This is a genomic window from Leuconostoc sp. XM4 (genome assembly GCF_055698815.1).
In genome coordinates, this window is the sequence record NZ_CP134507.1 from 689299 (window position 1) to 708934 (window position 19636).

The following is a 19636-nucleotide window of genomic DNA, read 5'->3' on the forward strand; positions in this document are numbered from 1 at the left end:
TAATGACAACAAATGAATTATCACCCGAAGAAGTACGTGACAGTAAAATTTATATAGAGTGGGGGCTTACAGAACAGGAATATGATTTGATTGTTAAGGAGTTAAAGCGTCTACCTAATTTTACTGAAACAGGCATTTTTTCAGGAATGTGGTCGGAACACGTTTCTTATAAGAAATCAAAGCCAATTTTGCGCAAATTCTGGTCATCCAACGAACGTGTTTTACAGGGACCAGGTGAAGGGGCTGGAATTTTAGACATTGGTGACAATCAAGCAGTTGTTTTTAAGGCTGAAAGTCATAATCATCCTTCATTTGTTGAACCGTATGAGGGGGCAGCAACCGGAGTTGGCGGTATCTTACGTGATATTTTTTCAATGGGTGCCCAACCTATTGCTGTACTGGATTCGCTACGTTTTGGTGAATTGGACAATGCGCATACAAAACATATTGTTGACGGTGTCATAGCAGGAATTGCGGGATACGGTAATGCGATTGGTATTCCCACAGTGGGAGGCGAAATTGGTTTCGATGGCGTTTACGCTGGCAATCCATTGGTAAATGTTATGGCTGTTGGCTTGATGGACCAAAATGCTATGCAAGTTGGACAAGCTAAAGGCATAGGAAATTCAATTATCTATGTTGGTGCTAAAACTGGTCGTGATGGTATTAATGGCGCCTCATTTGCTTCTGCTGAGTTCTCAAGTGCAGAAAAATCTGATCGTTCGGCTGTTCAAGTTGGCGATCCATTCTTGGAAAAGTTGGTGATGGACGCAACGCTCCAAGCAATACGTGAACATTCTGATATTATTGTTGGCATTCAAGATATGGGTGCAGCTGGACTCCTATCCTCGAGTTCTGAAATGGCTGCTAAAGCAGGCATGGGTATTCACTTGAACTTGGATATGGTCCCTCAACGTGAAACAGGAATGACGCCATATGAACTAATGTTGTCAGAGTCGCAAGAACGCATGGTGCTGGTTGTTAAAAAGGGTGAAGAACAAGCTATTATTGACTTGTTCCAATCGGCTGATTTAGATGCTGTAATCATTGGTCAAGTTACCGATGATGGTCGTTATCGATTAAACTTTAAAAATGAAGTAGTTGCAGATGTGCCTGTTGATTTCTTAACGCATGCGCCAAAGCAAGACTTACCAATGATTGAACCGGCAAGATTGGCGAACTTTACAGATGAACAATTTGAGCCAGACATGGGTAACGTCAAAGAAACAATATTAACATTACTCGCACAACCAACAATTGCTTCTAAAGCATCGTTGTTCCGACACTTTGATTCTCAAGTGCGCGCTGATACGGTTATTAAGCCTGGTGGAGATGCGGCGTTGATTCGTATTCGTGATACGCAAAAGGCATTAGCGATGACAACAGATGTCAATGCTCGTTATTTATATCTCAATCCACGTGTGGGTGCCAAAATGGCAGTTGCTGAAGCGGCTAGAAATATTGTATCCACAGGGGCAAAGCCAATTGGCATCACAGATGGCTTGAACTTTGGTTCACCGGATAATCCAGAAGTTTATTATGAGTTGGATCAAGCTGTTGCTGGGATTAATGACGTGGCTAAACAGCTTGACACACCAATTATTTCTGGAAACGTGTCTCTTTACAACGAAACAGATGGGCAAGCAATTTATCCCACACCAATGATTGGCATGGTTGGTTTGCTTGAAGATATCACAAAAGCAACACGAACGGCATTTCAAAAAGCAGGCGATAACATTTATCTTGTAGGGCGAACGAAAGATAGCTTTAACGGTTCAGAAATTCAAAAGATGCAAACAGGACATATTGCCGGTCAATTATTTGATTTTAATGATGAGGACGAGTTAGCAGCGCAACAGGTCATTCTAGATGTCACTGATCAACGTCTGCTTAATAGTGCGCATGATTTATCTGAAGGTGGATTAATCGTTGGTCTTCTTGAGAGCGCCTTTGCTGGAAATCTTGGTTTTGATATCTCGGTAGACTTAGCCGATAAGTATTTATTTTCGGAAACACCAAGTCGTTTTGTAGTCAGTGTGTCACCTGAAAATAGGACAACATTTGAATCACTAGCCGGTGACCGAGTAATAAAATTAGGTGTGGTTACAGCAGATGATACGATTAATATTACAACGACAACAAGCGATATTCAATTGTCATTAAGCGAAACGAAGAAAATCTACCAGGAGAGTATCGCATGGAAACTAAACGCGGAGTAACGATGATGAACGAACAAAAAAATGAAACATCACGTCTTAATGTGCGTAGTTTGAATGAAGAATGTGGCATTTTTGGCGTCTGGGGTCGATCCGATGCGGCGCAATTAACATACTATGGACTACATGCATTACAACATCGTGGTCAAGAGGGTGCTGGTATTGTTGCTAACAATAATGGTCATTTGTGGCAAGAACGTGGTTTAGGTCTATTGAGTGATGTTTTTCGAGATACATCTCGCATTGAAGCATTAGCTGGGAAAAGTGCTATTGGTCATGTGCGTTATGCCACAGCTGGATCTAATGGGTTAGAAAATATCCAACCTTTGATGGTGAATTTTCATGACATGCAAATCTCATTAGCGCACAATGGTAATTTGACAAATGCCCTTACATTACGTGAAAATTTGGAAGAAGAAGGGGCCATTTTTCAATCATCTTCTGATTCTGAAATTTTATTGCATTTAATTCGCCGATCTAAAGCAGACAAATTTATTGATAAACTAAAAGAAGCTTTAAACATTGTACATGGTGGATTTGCGTTCTTGCTATTGACGCCACATGGAATGTTTGCTGCGTTGGATCCACACGCGTTTCGACCTTTTGTCATTGGTCAAATGCCGGATGGCCACTACATTGTTACATCTGAAACAGCTGCTATTGAAGTTGTTGGTGCCAAGTTCGTACGCGATGTACAACCTGGCGAACTAATCGCGATCGACGACAATGGTTTAACCATCGATACATATACTGATAAAACCACTTTAAATATTGACTCGATGGAATATATCTATTTTGCTCGCCCTGATTCAATGATTTATGGTGTGAATGTACACAAGGCACGTAAGCGGATGGGGGCAGCTTTAGCAGCAGAACAGCCGGTTCCGGAAGCAGACATTGTTGTTGGCATTCCGAACTCTAGTTTGAGTGCAGCCGCTGGGTTTGCTGAAGCCAGTGGTTTACCAAATGAGATGGGGTTAGTAAAAAATCAATACATTGCGCGTACATTTATTGAACCAACACAAGATAAAAGAGAACGAGCCGTTCGTATGAAATTAAGCGCTGTTCGTGACGTTGTTGTTGATAAAAATGTCGTTTTGATAGATGACTCAATTGTTCGTGGAACAACATCTATGTTTATCGTGCGAATGCTGAAAGAAGCTGGTGCTAAATCAGTTCATGTAAGAATTGCGAGTCCTATATTTAAATTTCCGTCATTTTATGGTATTGATATGCAAACAACAGAAGAACTGATGGGCGCAAATCATTCATTGCTTGAAATGACAAAAATGATTGAAGCTGATTCACTTGGATTTTTGTCAGTTGATGCACTGGTTAAGGCAATTGACTTACCATATGATGGAGAAGGAACTGGGCTAACGACCGCTTACTTTGATGGGCATTATCCAAGTCCAATTTATGATTATAAAGCCAGTTTAGACCAATTTGTTCGTTCTGGAGAAGTTGATTTCGTTCCTGAACCAGTAACCACTTATCATCCCCGTCAAGTGGCTTCATTGCGACATCAGGAGCTTTTGTCAGATGGCACTATCCATTTAGATTCACAAACAATTCAGGGGGTGGAAATATGAGTGAGAAAAATGCGTATCAGAAAGCTGGCGTCGATATCAAGGCTGGAGAACGTGCTGTTGATTTAATGAAAGATGCAGTTGCAGATACATATAATGACCAAGTGCTTGACGGTATTGGTGGTTTTGGCGCTGCATTTGCTTTAGGAAAAGGATACACTGATCCGGTTTTGATTTCAGGCGCTGATGGGGTAGGAACAAAACTACTGTTGGCTATCGCTGCGGATAAACATGATACAATTGGACAAGATTTAGTAGCGATGGTGGCTAATGATATCTTAGCTCAGGGCGCAAAGCCAGCTTTCTTACTGGATTATTTAGCTGTGGACAAGATGAGACCAGAAGTTGTTGCTGAAATTGTCACTGGCATTGCCAAAGCCGCCAAAACATCAAATATGTCTCTAATTGGTGGTGAAAGTGCTGAACTACCAGGATTGTACGCGGAAAAACATTATGACTTAGCAGCTTTTGCTGTTGGTATTGCAGAGCGGCAACAATTATTGTCTGCAAAAAATGTCTCTGAAGGAGATGTTTTGATTGGTTTGCCATCTTCTGGAATTCACTCTAACGGCTATTCGCTAGTACGTCAGGTTTTTGGTGTTCAGTCGGATGACGACTTTAATCAATTATCTCCTGAGACCAAGGCAACCTTACTGACTCCAACATCTTTATATGCTCAATCTGTTTGGCCGCTTGTTGCAGCCAACCTTGTGCAGTCCATGGCGCATATTACTGGTGGAGGAATCATAGAGAACTTACCTCGAGCATTGCCCGATAATGTTTCTGCTGAAATAAGCTGGGGTTCATGGCCGATTTTGCCTATTTTCCACGAACTACAAGCTAAAGGACATTTATCTTTAGAAGATATGCTATTGACGTTCAATAATGGATTAGGTATGATTCTGATTGTAAAGCCACAAAAATTAGCAGATGCAATGACCTTATTAACTCATCAAAATCAAACAGCCTACGTGCTTGGTAAAATAACGCCTGCTCAGAACGATCGAGTTGTCTTTACAGGTAATGAACCATGGTGAGAAAAGTAAATTTAGCAGTTTTTGCGTCTGGTACGGGGACCAACTTTCAAGCATTAAATGATGCTATTTTACAAAGAAATCTGAATGCTGAAATCGTACGTTTGATTGTTGATAAATCAACTGCTGGTGCCCTGAATTTAGCAAAATTATTCGGTATTCCTGCTACAGCAATCAAATATTCTAATTATGAAACGAAGACCGAAGCGGAACAGGTCATTATTAATCAACTTAAAACAGATCAAGTTGATGGTATTTTATTGGCTGGTTATATGCGTATTTTGACGCCAAAGTTAATCGATGCCTATTCAGGGAAGATTATTAATCTCCATCCGGCCATGCTGCCTAAATTTCCGGGACGACACAGCATCCTAGATGCCTTTGAAGCCGGTGTTTCAGAGACCGGTGTAACCGTTCATTTTGTGGATAATGGCATTGATACCGGTGAGATAATTGCTCAAGAAGCTGTCCCAATTTTGGTGAATGATACCATTGATTTACTTGAGACACGTATTCATAATGTTGAACATGTGCTGTATCCCAACACACTTGCAAAGTTAATAGATGAAGGAGTATTTTTAAAATGACACGAGCATTACTTAGCGTTTCTGATAAAAGTGGTTTAATCCCTTTTGCCAAAAATTTAGTTGAATTAGGTTATGAATTGGTATCTACTGGCGGTACTCATAAAGTGTTGGTCGATGCCGGTTTAGATGTTATTTCAATTGATGAAGTAACTGATTTTCCAGAAATGTTGGATGGCCGTGTAAAAACTTTACATCCTCGTGTCCATGCTGGTTTACTTGCTCGTCGTGACTTACCAGAGCACATGGCTAAATTAGCAGAATTTGATATCACACCGATTGATATGGTAGTTGTTAATTTATATCCCTTCAAATCAACCATCCAAAAAGAAGGTGTTACTGAGGAGGAAGCAATTGAAAACATTGATATTGGTGGACCCTCAATGTTACGTTCTGCAGCTAAAAATTTTGCATCAGTTTTGCCAATTGTGGATCCAAAAGATTATGATGTTGTTGCCAATAAGCTAAAAGCTGGTGAAGTGGATCGTGAATATCGTAAGTCATTAGCCGCAAAAGTGTTTCAACATACTGCCAGTTATGATGCCTTGATTGCCAATTATTTGACGGAAACATCATTTCCTGAAAATCTAACATTAGCTTACGAAAAATTTGATGATATGCGTTACGGTGAAAATCCTCATCAATCGGCAGCTGCCTATAAGACAGCCTTACCTGAATCTTATTCAGTTTTGAATGCTGATATTTTACATGGTAAGCAATTGTCATATAATAATATTCGTGATGCTGATGCTGCCCTTAGAATAATTGCTGAATATGAAGAAACGACAGTTGTTACAGTTAAGCACATGAATCCAGCTGGAATAGGGCAGGGACAAACTTTGGAAGCTGCTTGGGATCAAGCTTTTGCTGCTGATGATATTTCAATTTTTGGTGGTATTGTTGCGCTTAATCGTGAAGTTGACGCAGCAACTGCCGAAAAGATGCATGCCATTTTCCTTGAGATTATTATTGCACCAAGCTTCACACCGGAAGCATATGAAATTCTAGCAGCTAAGAAAAACCTTCGTTTGCTAACATTACCATTTACAACAAGTATTCCACAAAAATTGGAAGTCACTTCCGTATTAGGTGGGGTGGTTGTACAAGAGCGTGATTTGGTTGGTGAGTCTGAAAATAATTTTACCGTGGTTTCAAAAGCACAGCCTACTAAAGAACAGTTACAGGCAATGATTTTTGCTCAAAAAGTAGTGAAACATGTGAAGTCAAATGCTATTGTTGTCGCTCGTAATGGTCAAACATTGGGTATCGGTGCAGGACAGCCGAATCGTATTGATTCAGTTGTTTACTCAATCCAAAAGGCAGAAAAAAAGCCAGGGTTTGATGAAGCAGTATTAGCTTCAGATGCATTTTTCCCAATGGATGATTCTGTTCAGTATGCAGCAGAACATGGTATTAAAGCGATTGTTGAGCCTGGTGGATCTATAAAAGACAAGGATTCAATTGCCAAGGCTGATGAATTGGGCGTTGTCTTAATCTTCAGTGGAACACGTCACTTTAAGCATTAAAATACTGACAAAAAGCGCTGTTTAGAGCGCTTTTTTAGTTGAATCACATTATTTTTTTAGGTATACTTATCTATACGAACAAATATTCGCTTAGGAGATTATATGAAATTTATTCATGCAGGTGATGTGCATCTTGGCAATCCTTTTTCTGGTCTGGATAAACAGTTGCCATTTACTCTAAAAAAAACAGTTCAAACAGCAACAATTAAGGCATTTGAGCAATTAATTGATGATGCTATTTCTGCTGAGGTTGATTTTATCTTATTCCCAGGAGATTTATATAATTCAGCGGAGAATAGTCCATTTATTCAAGAAGTAGTGAGCAAACAATTCAAACGACTTTCAGATGTGAACATTGATGTTTTTTTAAGTTTTGGGAATCATGACTTTGAAGCAGATACGAGAAATCATCTGCCCTGGCCAAACAATATCCACGTTTTTCATCAAGAAGTAGAAACAAAAATTAAAATACTTCATTCTGGAGAAAAAGTTGCGCTGACGGGCTTTAGTTACCAAACCCAACGTCAAACTGAAAAAATCATTGATGATTTTCCTAGCAAGGGAGATACTGACTATCAAATAGGCTTGTATCATGGTGCACTTGGTGTGGCTGGTGATCCTTATGCTCCTTTTTCCTTGAGTGATATGTTGCAAAAGAACTATGATTATTGGGCTTTGGGTCACATTCATATACGTCAGACGCTAAATGAGCAGCCGTTTATTGGTTATTCTGGTGTTTTACAGGGCTTAAATCGTAAAGAAACCGGGGACAAAGGTTATTACTTGGTTCACTCTGAGAATCAACGTTTAATTCCAGAATTTAAAAATATTGCACCAATTAATTGGAATAGTACGACGATTTCGTCAATGACAGATGAGACTGACCTAATTGATCAAATTATCAGTCTCAAAAATGACAAAATAACTTTTTGGTCAATCACTATAACTGCTCAGATTGATGCAACCATTATTGAAAGAATTAATAGCGGTGTGACATTAGACAAACTACGTGATCAATTACCAACTAACATGTGGGTCGTTCGTTTAAGTGTTGCTAATGCTAGACAATTATCATTAGTTTCTGACAATATTGATCAACAATACTGGACGGGGGCGCTTGACAAGGTGTTTGAAGAGTCTAACATAACTGATTACTTGCCAAGTCAAGTTCCTGTATTTATTCGTGAGCATTTCATGAGTGATGATGGTCAGGAAGAACTTCAAAATGCTATGGAACAATTAATCGCAGAAAGGCGACAAAACAATGAAGATTAAACGCTTAGAAATTAGCGGATTTGGCCGTTGGTCGCAAGAAGCTTTTGATTTATCGGATGGTTTGCAGGTTATTTTCGGACAAAATGAGTCGGGAAAAACAACCCTAAGAGCATTTATTGTAGGTGTCTTGTTTGGCTTTCCAACGAAAAAAAATGGTCATAATGTTTACGATCCAAAGGACGGAAGCCAATACGGTGGTAGCCTAATTTTAGAAACCGATGAGGGTGATGTCAAAATTACGCGTTTGAATCGTACCAAAACAACTTTGACAATTACACGCTTAATTAATCAAACGGAAATTATTGATCCAGAAAAGTGGTTGAAACAAAAATTATCACCACTTACAAGAGAAGCATTTGACGATATTTTTAATTTTAACCAAGAAGACCTAACCCGAATATCTCAAATCAAATCAGTGGATTTTCAAAAGTTGCTACTAAATATTGGTGCTGTAGGGAGCACCGGTTGGTTAGATGTCATGGCTGAATTTGATAAGTCTGCTGATAAACTATTTGCTCCGCGGGCAAATAAAAGGCCTTTAAATATTGCCATTAAAGAATATGAAAATGCCACGGAAGAATTACATCAAAAAAGTGCTGAATTAGATGACTTTATGTTGGCAGAACAAGCACTAACTGATTTAGAAAGTGAGCAACATGAGCAAGAAGAAAAAATTCTTACTGCTAGTCAACAACTACAAGAAACACAACAGTTAGTACAACAATACCAATTGTTTGAATCAGCTAAAAAAATAGAAATCGAAAATGTACCCTCTGTTGATGAAAAGCAGGTCGTGCAAGCACGACGATTACAAATTGAAATTGACTCTTTGAATGATAATATTTTGCGGCATAATGAAGCGTTAAAAAATATTGAAGTGCCTCATGAAGTGAGTGATGACAACACCGACCAAATGGTTTTGACAAAAGCACAAGTAGCGCAACGAAATTTGGCAGTGAATACTGAGAAGCGAACTAATTTGCTAAAGCAGAAGGAACAAATTGAAGCTCAGTTTGAGGGGGATGTGCCGAAAGGATTAACAGACAGTGAATTGCAAAGTTTATCCTCTTCAAATGTGTATTTGCTGTCAACTGGTGCGTTAATTTTAATCTTATTCGTTAGTATTTTTATAATGCACTGGCCTGCCCTGTGGATGATTATTTTGTCACTAATTGTAACCGCAGGTCTCTTCTATAAGCGACAGAAGAAAAATCAAATACGCCAAATGATTCAAAAGGCTTACAGCCCCCTTAATATACAAAACATTAAGAAGATACAGCCTGAGGTGGATCAATATGAACAACAAAAAATGGATATTCAAAGCTTAAATGAACAAATTGAAGGCCAATATGACAGTCTTATTCAAATGATACAGCCAATTGCATTGAAGCTTGATATTCAGATTCTTTCAGATTCGTTAGAATTAACCATTGCGCAATTAATAAGTGTTCAACAACAAGAAAGTCTTTCAGAGCAAAGTAAGCGAAGTATGTATGTGCAACAGCAAAATCAAATTGTCACTGAAATACAACAACAACAGGAAAAGTTGTCTGAGAAGTTGAACGAACAGAAAACAATTTTTAAAGAATATCATGTCACAGATTTGCACGAACTGCAAAACACATTAGATCAATATAATAAAAATGAACAATTAAAGCAGCGCTATCAAGATATCATGAACCAAATTGATGAAAGTACGCGCCAAGAACTGTTAAAGTATGATAATGAAACTCAACTGCTTGAACAGAAGGAAAAACAACAAAAATACTTAACGATACTACAAAAACATGCCTTTGAATTGCAGAGCGACATTGCACATTATAAAGCGCAGCAAGAGCAAAGAACTAGTAACGATCAGTTCATGATGTTACAACAAGATCTTGCTAACCAAAAAACAGAACTGACACAACAATTTGGCGAATATTTAGCAAAAAAAATGAGCGTAAAATGGATAAATCAAGCCTTGCAAGATGCATCTCAAAATCGCTTTCCAAAGATGCAGCAGTTAGCAACGGACTATTTTCAAAAACTGACAGCCGGTCGATATGTAAACATTCAATTCGATAAAAATACGTTGCAGGTCGTGAGAAATGATCGACAAAAGTTTAGTGTAGTAGAATTATCTACCGGGACGCAAGAACAACTATATGTGGCTTTTCGTTTAGCATTAAGCCAAGTTATTAAGGATATTATTAATATGCCTATTCTAATAGATGATGGCTTTGTTAATTTTGATTTAAGTCGCAAACAAAATGTTATAGCATTATTAACTGATATTGGACGGAATCAGCAAGTTATCTATTGGACAGCTGCTATTCATAACGAACACTTCGACAAAGTGATAGAATTATAACTAATTAAGCTGGTAAGGGGCCATGAGATGAACAAATTATTAGCAGAGTATCAAGATACAGAGCATATTGATAATTTTGCATTAATCAAAGCTGCAGAGGTACGTTTAACGAAAACAGGGAAAACTTATATCAGTATACTGTTTTCGGATCGCTCAGGAGATCTGCCTGGTAATCTTTGGGATGCTACTGATGAACAAATTAAGACTTTGATTCCTGGGAAAGTTGTTAGCTTACAAGGCGTTAGGGGATCATATCGTGATCAGCCTCAGATACAAATTACTCACGTCAGACTAACTGAAGCTGGGGAACCTGATAGTCCTTCAGATTTTATGACTCATGCGCCAGTTAAAGAAGCCGAAATGAGCGAAGAACTTAGTGATTTTATCTTGTCAATTGCTAATCCTACCTGGAATCGATTAGTTAGAAAGTTATTTACGCAATATAATGATTTGTTTTTAAAATATCCTGCCGCAAAGATGAATCATCACGCATTTGGAGGCGGACTGGCTTTTCACTCTTTGTCGATTGCTAAACTAGCAAAAAATCTTGTTTTACAATATCCGCAACTTAATCAGGATTTGCTGATTTCTGGTGCCTTGCTGCATGACTTGGGGAAAGTGATCGAACTTTCTGGACCAATTGCTACACAATATACATTGGCAGGAAACTTAATTGGCCATATTACGTTAATTGATGAGCAAATCGTTTTGGCAGCAAATGAGTTACATTTTGATTTGCAGAGTGAAGAAATGATTATTTTACGTCATGTGGTTCTAGCACATCATGGTTTGCTAGAGTTTGGATCGCCCGTTCGTCCGGCACTAATGGAAGCAGAAGTTCTCCATCAACTTGATGAGCTGGATGCGGGGATTCAAATGATGACGGGGGCTTTAGAAAAAACAAATTCAGGATCATTTTCCGATAAAGTATTTGGCTTAGACAATCGGAAGTTTTACAAAACAGAAGAGGATTTTTAACTGAAAAATTAGTAGCGTACCCCACTATAAACGTTTGAATAAGAAAAAAGCAAAGGCACAAAATCCAATTTGGATAATCAACACTGTGCTGACAAATGCAAGTAAGTGAACATCATTCAGACGAAATGACACATAAATTAGTAATAATAAAACTGAAAAAATGATGATATAAAACCCTGGCATAAATTTCTCCTTATTTATTGTGATCCTATTTTAAATTATTATAAGATGCAATAGTTATATGAATTTTAAATGATCATAAGACGTCTATCACTTGAGTTTTAATTGTCTATTTAGTAATGAATTTAAGTTAAAGTATAGTACTCAAATACTAATGTTATATTTTTGAACGTCTCTCATATCAGTGCTACAATAAATGAAATATAAATATTTGTAATTTGACGAGAAGGAAGAAACTCATGACTATTAAAAACCCGTTAGTAATTGTATCTTTTGATGCTATGGGTGCTGAAGATATTGCAGAGCACATTGATTTGATGCCTAATGTTGCTGCTTTAATCGCTCGGGGAACCCATGTAAAAAAAGTTGAAGGCATTTATCCAACGCTAACTTATCCTTCACATACAACTATTATGACTGGTGTTTATCCCGCCAAGCATGGTATTGTAAACAATACAAAAATCCAGCCGGAGTTAGGGGATTCACCAGACTGGTTTTGGTACGCGCGGGACATCAAGACACCAACTTTATTTGATTTGGCACACAACAAGGGATTAAAAACAGCCGCTTTTTTATGGCCGGTTTCAGCCAAAGCGCCAATTACATGGAATATCGCTGAAATTTTTCCTAACCGAATTTGGACCAACCAATATTTTGTGTCGTTTCATGCTAGTTCACCCTATTTTTTATTTGATATGAATAGAAAATTTGGTAAGTTTCGAAAAGGAATTGCACAACCACAGTTAGACCAATTTATTACAAAAGCCGCAGCAGACACAATTAAACACAAGAAGCCAGATATGACAGCTATTCATCTAGTTGATATGGACTCGCATCGGCACAAATATGGGGTGCGTTCTAAGCAAGCTTATGAGGCTTTAAAAAGATTAGATGGCAACCTTGGTGATATTATTCAAGCGACGAAAGATGCAGGTGCTTTTGAGCAAACCAATTTCGTTGTTTTAGGTGATCATTTTCAAATTGACGTTGCAAATATGATCCATTTAAACAAGTTATTTGCCATTAATGATTGGCTCACTGTAACTGACAAAGGGCTGATTGCAAATGATTGGCGAGTGTTAGCCAAAACAACTGATGGGTCTACGTATATTTATATAAAAGATCTTTCATTAGTGGATGAGGTGCGTGCTATTGTACAGCAAGTACCTGGTATCGAAATGATTTATACTTCTGCAGATATTATCAAGTGGCACATTGATCCAGAAGCCACTTTTATTGTTGAAGCGCAAAACGGTTTTTTCTTTACAGATGAAGTTGATCGGCCAGTAGTTGTGGAACCCACAGATGAGAAGGAATTAGGTCAAAGCGATCGCTATAAAGCAGTACATGGATTCAGACCGGATAAAGTAGGCTATCAGACTACCCTTGTGATGGCCGGACCAGATATTGCGCATGGCACAATTGAAGAAGCGAGCTTAGTAGATGAAGCGCCCACTATGGCACAATTACTTGATGTGAAATTCGAAAATGTCTTAGACGGTATACCGCTCACCAAAGCGTTTAAATGAAAATATCTTTTTTGGAGATTGATTGTGGATAAAAAAATGGATAAAAGCGAGTTAAAAGTTACAACGCGCTACAAGACAGTGTTAAAAAGTCTGGACAACACATGGCGTATTCTTGATGAAGGTAGGGTAGCTGTACTAAAAGAGGTGTTGATGTGGTTAGGGCATCCTGACAAATCGTTAAAAATTATCCATATTGCTGGGACTAATGGTAAAGGGTCAACAGGCACAATGTTGGGATCAATTTTAAAGGCCAATGGATACACCTATGGTCATTTTTCAAGTCCTTCTATCATGGACGATCGTGAACAAATTCGTATTAATGGGGAAATGATATCCAAAAGTGATTTTTTAAAATATTATGATCAATTAGTCGTTCTTTTTAAACATCACAATGTGCCACTTTATTATTTATCTTATTTTGAGTATTTTACGATTATTTCATTGCTGGCATTTGTTGACAAAAAAGTGAATTTGGTTATTTTTGAAACGGGGTTAGGTGGCCTTTGGGATGCCACTAATGCGATTGAGCCACCAATGTTAACTGTTTTTACTAAAATTAGCATTGACCATCAAAATTTGTTGGGACATAATATCGCCGAAATTGCTGAAAACAAGGCTGCTATTATCAAACCGGGTACATGGGTAATCGACTATCCGGGACAAGATATTGAAGCCAAAAAGGTATTAAAAGCGCGAACAGAAAAAGTTGGCGCACGTTGGTTCGAACATAAGCGAGATGAAATCATTATAGCTAATACCTCACCATCTGGTCTTGATTTGATTATTAATGGCAAGAGCGGTTATTTCTTAAGTATGGCGGGTGCTTTTCAGGTTCATAATTTCAGTATCGTATTGAAAACGAAAGCGGCATTGATCGAAAAAGGATATCAATTTGATACCGAAAAGACTCGCAATGGCATTGCTAATGTAAAAATGTTGGGACGGATGAATTATCATGCTGATAAAAACATTTTGTTTGATGCTGCTCATAATGTTGATGGCATTCAGGGATTAGTCTCTGCATTAAATTCTTGGCATTTAAAAATTAAGCCGACTTTGATTCTAGGTGTTCTCAAGGACAAAGATTATCATGAGATGTTGGATGAAATTATACCATTTGTTCAGCGCGTCATTACCGTTACACCGAATAACAAAACACGAGCGTTATCTGCAGACGAATTGGCAACTGATATCTTATCGAACTATCCAAGTATTGAGGTTGAGATTGCTAATGATGCTTCGGCAGCCATCTCACTTGCAATGCGTGTTCGTGAGTCTTCTCAGGCATTGATTGTCGTTACTGGATCATTCTACACTTTAAGTGCGATTCATAGGGAGGGACGTATTTAGAGCCATTTCAAAAATGATGATGCTTAGTAGCAGATCAAATTGATCATTTATTCACTTTTTTAGGTTGTCAATATTTTGTGAAAATGTCTTTCTCATGTTAAAATGGGAGAGATATTTTTATGAGTATGAAACTTTATGAGGCAAAATAATGTCAGAATTAAAACCAAATTTTTTCTGGGACGAAGTCATTGAAAAAGTACAAAATAATCACGAGAGCAAACAACCTTTTTTTAGTATGGCACCAATGGAAGCCGTAACTGATACTGTTTTTAGACGTGTTGTCGCCAAAGCAGCGGCACCGGATGTTTATTATACTGAGTTTACCAATGCTAGTTCGATGGTTCATCCTAAAGCTAAGTTTTCTGTTCAGGGTCGCTTAGCAGTCGCTGAAGGCGAACAACAGCCCGTGGCACAGATATGGGGATCAAGACCCAAAGAAATAGCTGGGTCAATAGAGGTTTTAGCAGACATGGGCTATCAGGCTGTTGATATTAATATGGGTTGCCCAGATGGCACAGTGATTAAAAATAGTTCTGGATCTGATTTGATCAGGCATCCTGATTTAGCTGAAGAAATTATTGTTGCCGCTCAAAGCGGTAGTTTGCCGGTTTCAGTAAAAACGCGGCTTGGTTTTTATAAACCAGAAGAATTTAGAGAGTGGTTACCAATTATTTTACGGCATCAGGTAGCAGTTCTGACTGTCCATCTACGGTCTCGTAAAGAGATGTCTAAAGCACCAGCTCATTATGAACATATTGATGAAATACTGGCAATGCGTGACGAAATAGCACCCAACACGTTAATCCAAATTAATGGTGATATTAAAACTAGAGCACAGGGAATAGCATTAGTCCAAGAACACCCAGGTATTGATGGGATTATGATTGGTCGAGGAATTTTTGAAAATCCGTATGCTTTTGAAAAGGAACCGCGCCAACATACACTAGAAGAATCAATTGCGTTGTTGAATCTACAATTAGACTTATTTGATGAAGTTAGTGAAACGGTAACAACGAAACACTTTGAGGCTTTGAAAAGATACTTTAAAATTTATTTGCGTGGATTCGCCCATGCTTCAGCATTACGTCAAATGTTGATGGATACACATACAACGACTGAGGTTCGAGAAATTTTAACCCGGGAATTAGCCAAGGTCTATGCTGCAGTGGCTGACGATAAGCATATCTACCGTGACAATGCTGCTGCCAGTGCTGATATGGCCTTGTCAGTGAATAAGCAAAAATAAGAAGGCATTTGAAAGTTTGTGCGACTATTGCACAGCTTTTTTAGTATAATGAAATTATGAGATTAACAACTGAAACAATTCAAAATTTATTAGTGGACCATAATCTATTATTAGATGCACCAGACGTTGATATGACGTTTGATTTCTTACACTATGATACCCGAGAAGTACAAAAAAATACTTTATTTGTTATTAAGGGCGCCTTCAAAAGAGCTTACTTGGATAATGTACATGGTATTACAGGATTAATTACAGAAACAAAAATTGATGTTGATTTACCGCAGTGGCAAGTAACGAATGTTCAAAAGGCTTTATCCTTGTTATCAATGGCTTTTTTTGACTATCCGCAGGAGCGGCTCTGGATTGGTGCTTTTACAGGTACCAAAGGTAAAACGACTGCTGCTTATTTTGCCTATACAATGCTGAAAGAGGCAACTAATAATCATACAGCCTTATTTTCTACAGTTGATCGTATTACTGGTCCGCAAGCATCCGACAAGAAAAAGTCTGATTTAACAACACCTGAGTCATATGAATTGTTTAAAGATATGCGTCAAGTTGTTGATAATGGTATGACTCACCTTGTGATGGAGGTGAGTTCACAAGCATATCTTAAAAATCGTGTTTATGGACTACGCTATGATGTGGGCGCCTTCTTGAATATCTCCCCAGATCATATTGGCCCTAATGAGCACCCAACATTTGAAGATTATTTGGCACACAAGTTGATGTTACTAGATCACTCAGATGAGGTGATTGTCAACGCTGAAACAGACCATTTTGATACTATTTACACCTATGCTAAAAAAACACATCATAAGGTCTACACATACAGCCGTCAAATGTTTACTTCTGAAGAAAGTGCCATTCATGAAAGTAGGTTCACTGTTGTTAAGAGTGAATTCAACGAAATGCTTGGTTCGTATCGTTTAAATGTTCCAGGAGACTTCAATGAGTCAAACGCAATGGCAGCAATGATGTTGGTTTCTTTTGCTGGTGTTAAGCATCAAGCCATGGTAAAAGGATTAGATGAAGTGTTTATTCCCGGCCGGATGCTTAGTTTGCCAATTAATGGACATGGGGTTGCTTTTGTTGATTATGCTCATAATTTTGTCTCCATGCAGGCCTTACTTAGCTTTGCGCAGGCCCAGTATCCAAATGGTAGAGTGCTTGTTGTAGTTGGCTCCCCAGGTAATAAAGGTGTTTCGAGACGTGCTGATTTTGGACACGTAGTGAGCGATTTGGCTGATGTAGTTTATTTAACCGCTGATGATCCACAATTTGAAAACCCATTGGATATTGCACATGAGATTGCTGCGCATATCAATAATGATAAATTAGAGGTGCATTATGAAATGAATCGTATTGCAGCCATTCATGAAGCAATTTCTGCTGCAAATGAAAATGATATTGTTATTGTTGCTGGCAAGGGTGAAGATCCTTATCAAAAAATAGATGGTGTTGATGTGCCTTACATTGGCGATTACGCCGTTGTAAAACAATTTAGAGATCAGATAAAGAACCCGTAAGGGTTCTTTTTTGCGCTGTAAACTTTAAAATGTATCATTTTTTTGGTCAAACTAGTGGTACAATGAAGTTGTAGAGTGTAAGCGGTTACAATAAGGAGCTGATAATATGCAATTTATTAATTACTTTAATCAAGATGCCTATACCAACATCGCCATGGATGCTTGGTTACTGAAAAATTTAAAACCAAAAAAGCCGGTTTTTGCATTATGGCAGAACAAAAAAGCAGTGATTATTGGTGAAAATCAAAACACTTTTTCGGAGGTAAATCAGGCGTATATAGAGTCACAAAATGTTCAAGTTGTTCGTCGTGTTTCAGGAGGGGGCGCAGTTTATCATGATTTAGGAAACATTTGTTTTACATTTTTTGTTCCAGTTGCTACTAGTGCTAGTGTTGATTTTCATCAATTTGTTAAACCAATGGCGGATGCTTTGGAGTCACTTGGTATACATGTTGATATCTCCGGACGAAATGATTTAGAGATTGCGGGGAAAAAGGTTTCTGGGAATGCCCAGAGATATGCCGGTGGCTATCTAATGCATCATGGCACACTGCTCTGGGACACTGATGTGGATGCTATGGTACGTTCTCTTAATGTGGCTGACGAAAAGTTCATATCTAAGGCGGCTAAATCAGTTCGTGCTCGTGTTGGCAATATCAAAGACTATGCACCTGAAGGGTTAACAATTAGTACATTTATTGATCAGTTGAAATACTATTTAACAGATGAGGGCAAAGATACGGAATATGTGTTGAGTGAAGCACAAAAGGCTTCTATCAAAAAGCTGCGCGATGAAAAGTTTTCACAGTGGGCCTGGAATTACGGAAAAAGCCCACAGTTTATGTATAACAATCATGCTAAATATGATGGTGGTGCAATTGATGTACAAATCGATGTTAAAAATGGTGATATTACAGATGTAAACTTTACAGGAGACTTTTTAGGGGTTAGAGATTGGCGTGAAATAAAATCAGAATTAATCGGTATTCCATTTACTCGCGATGCAATTGCCGAAGTACTTGACAGAAATAAAGATGGTCAATACTTTGGCAGCATCACAAATGATGAGCTTTTAGAAACATTCTTTCAGAAAGATGAGGTAAAAATAAATGGCTGACATAACAGCAACAAATAAGCAAGTACTTGACTTTAATCATCAGCTTACTGCACAAGCAGATAGTTTCCCAACATTAAGTGTATTAGACAATACTGGAAAAATTGTTGATGATGAAGCTTTCGAGCGTGCTGAGTTATCTAATGAAGACTTAATCAATATTATAAAACGCATGATTTTAAGTCGGCAGTTAGATATTCGTTCAACAAAACTAGCTAAGCAGGGGCGGTTTGGATTTTTTGCACCAACAGCTGGTCAAGAAGCCTCACAGATGGCCTCCTCTTATGCTTTTAATGATGATGACTGGCTAATGCCGGGTTATCGTGACATCCCCCAAATTGTTGTGAAGGGATGGCCAATTTGGAAAGCGATTTTGTGGTCACGTGGGCATGTTTTAGGTAATGTATATACTACTGAAGACGACAAACCAGTAAATTCGTGGATGCCACAAATTATCATTGGTGCTCAGTATGTGGAGGCGGCCGGCATTGCGTTAGGGTTGAAGAAACGTGGAAAAAACGCGGTCGTGTATGCTTATACAGGTGATGGTGGTACATCACAAGGCGATTTTTATGAGGGCATAAATTTCGCCGGAGCGTATAACGCTAATGCAGTGTTCTTCGTTCAGAACAATGGTTACGCTATTTCTACACCACGCGCTTTGCAAACAGCAGCACCGCATTTAGCTGCAAAAGGTTGGGCGGCTGGATTACCAAGCCTGGTAGTGGACGGGAACGATCCAATCGCTGTTTATTTGGCTTCTAAAGAGGCTCGTGCATGGGCGGCAAACGGCAATGGCCCTGTGCTGATTGAAACGATTACTAATCGTTTGGAGGCTCATTCGACAGCTGGAGATGATCCGCTACGTTACCGAACGAAAGATGATATTGGAGAATGGTGGAAAAAAGAACCGCTTATTCGCATGCGCAAGTTATTGCAGGATCAGGGTATTTGGAACGAAGAACAAGAAGACGATTATGTAAAAGAAGTCAATCAACTGATTGATGATCAAATTAAGATTGCAGATAGTGTCGAGAAACAAAAAATTTCTAACTTTATTAAAAATACACTCGAAGTCCCAAGTCAAGCAATGAAAGAGCAAATAGCTAAGTTTGAAAGCGAGGGAAAGTAAC

Annotated in this window: 14 protein-coding genes; all 14 read left to right on the forward strand. The window is 38.5% G+C overall.

The window, feature by feature from the left end:
• The first annotated feature begins 2 nt into the window (after positions 1-2).
• The 14 genes from purL (at position 3) to RHP64_RS03625 (ending at position 19635) form a co-directional block, all read left to right on the forward strand.
• Positions 3-2219, forward strand: coding sequence for a phosphoribosylformylglycinamidine synthase subunit PurL (gene purL / locus RHP64_RS03560; protein WP_025267924.1), 2217 nt, complete (start codon positions 3-5; stop codon positions 2217-2219).
• Positions 2198-3808: an amidophosphoribosyltransferase gene (gene purF / locus RHP64_RS03565; protein ID WP_025267925.1), complete on the forward strand. Its 1611-nt coding sequence runs from the start codon at positions 2198-2200 to the stop codon at positions 3806-3808. The genes purL and purF overlap by 22 nt, the downstream gene beginning before the upstream one ends.
• The gene (gene purM, locus RHP64_RS03570) at positions 3805-4842 is read left to right on the forward strand and encodes a phosphoribosylformylglycinamidine cyclo-ligase (protein WP_025267926.1); all 1038 of its coding nucleotides are present in this window, start codon (positions 3805-3807) and stop codon (positions 4840-4842) included. The genes purF and purM overlap by 4 nt, the downstream gene beginning before the upstream one ends.
• Positions 4836-5426: a phosphoribosylglycinamide formyltransferase gene (gene purN, locus RHP64_RS03575; RefSeq protein ID WP_025267927.1), complete on the forward strand. Its 591-nt coding sequence runs from the start codon at positions 4836-4838 to the stop codon at positions 5424-5426. Before purM ends, purN begins: the two co-directional genes overlap by 7 nt.
• On the forward strand, positions 5423-6949 hold the full coding sequence (purH, locus tag RHP64_RS03580; protein WP_025267928.1) for a bifunctional phosphoribosylaminoimidazolecarboxamide formyltransferase/IMP cyclohydrolase: 1527 nt from the start codon (positions 5423-5425) through the stop codon (positions 6947-6949). The genes purN and purH overlap by 4 nt, the downstream gene beginning before the upstream one ends.
• Before the next feature lie 102 nt (positions 6950-7051).
• Positions 7052-8224: a metallophosphoesterase family protein gene (locus RHP64_RS03585; RefSeq protein WP_025267929.1), complete on the forward strand. Its 1173-nt coding sequence runs from the start codon at positions 7052-7054 to the stop codon at positions 8222-8224.
• Positions 8214-10577 carry an ATP-binding protein gene (locus RHP64_RS03590; protein WP_025267930.1) on the forward strand — a complete coding sequence of 788 codons (2364 nt, stop codon included), beginning with the start codon at positions 8214-8216 and terminating at the stop codon, positions 10575-10577. Before RHP64_RS03585 ends, RHP64_RS03590 begins: the two co-directional genes overlap by 11 nt.
• A gap of 27 nt (positions 10578-10604) precedes the next feature.
• Positions 10605-11555, forward strand: coding sequence for a 3'-5' exoribonuclease YhaM family protein (locus RHP64_RS03595; protein ID WP_025267931.1), 951 nt, complete (start codon positions 10605-10607; stop codon positions 11553-11555).
• 419 nt (positions 11556-11974) lie between these two features.
• Complete coding sequence (locus tag RHP64_RS03600; RefSeq protein WP_025267932.1) at positions 11975-13264, forward strand: alkaline phosphatase family protein; 1290 nt, start codon at positions 11975-11977, stop codon at positions 13262-13264.
• A gap of 36 nt (positions 13265-13300) precedes the next feature.
• Complete coding sequence (locus RHP64_RS03605; RefSeq protein WP_153245357.1) at positions 13301-14614, forward strand: bifunctional folylpolyglutamate synthase/dihydrofolate synthase; 1314 nt, start codon at positions 13301-13303, stop codon at positions 14612-14614.
• A gap of 148 nt (positions 14615-14762) precedes the next feature.
• Entirely contained in the window at positions 14763-15860 is a 1098-nt protein-coding gene (locus RHP64_RS03610) for a tRNA dihydrouridine synthase (RefSeq protein WP_011679523.1), read from the forward strand.
• 56 nt (positions 15861-15916) lie between these two features.
• The gene (gene murE / locus RHP64_RS03615) at positions 15917-17389 is read left to right on the forward strand and encodes a UDP-N-acetylmuramyl-tripeptide synthetase (RefSeq protein ID WP_025267933.1); all 1473 of its coding nucleotides are present in this window, start codon (positions 15917-15919) and stop codon (positions 17387-17389) included.
• A gap of 106 nt (positions 17390-17495) precedes the next feature.
• A complete protein-coding gene (locus RHP64_RS03620; protein ID WP_011679525.1) occupies positions 17496-18506 on the forward strand; it encodes a lipoate--protein ligase in 1011 nt (336 codons plus the stop codon).
• Positions 18499-19635: a thiamine pyrophosphate-dependent dehydrogenase E1 component subunit alpha gene (locus tag RHP64_RS03625; protein ID WP_014324512.1), complete on the forward strand. Its 1137-nt coding sequence runs from the start codon at positions 18499-18501 to the stop codon at positions 19633-19635. Before RHP64_RS03620 ends, RHP64_RS03625 begins: the two co-directional genes overlap by 8 nt.
• Position 19636: the final 1 nt, after the last annotated feature.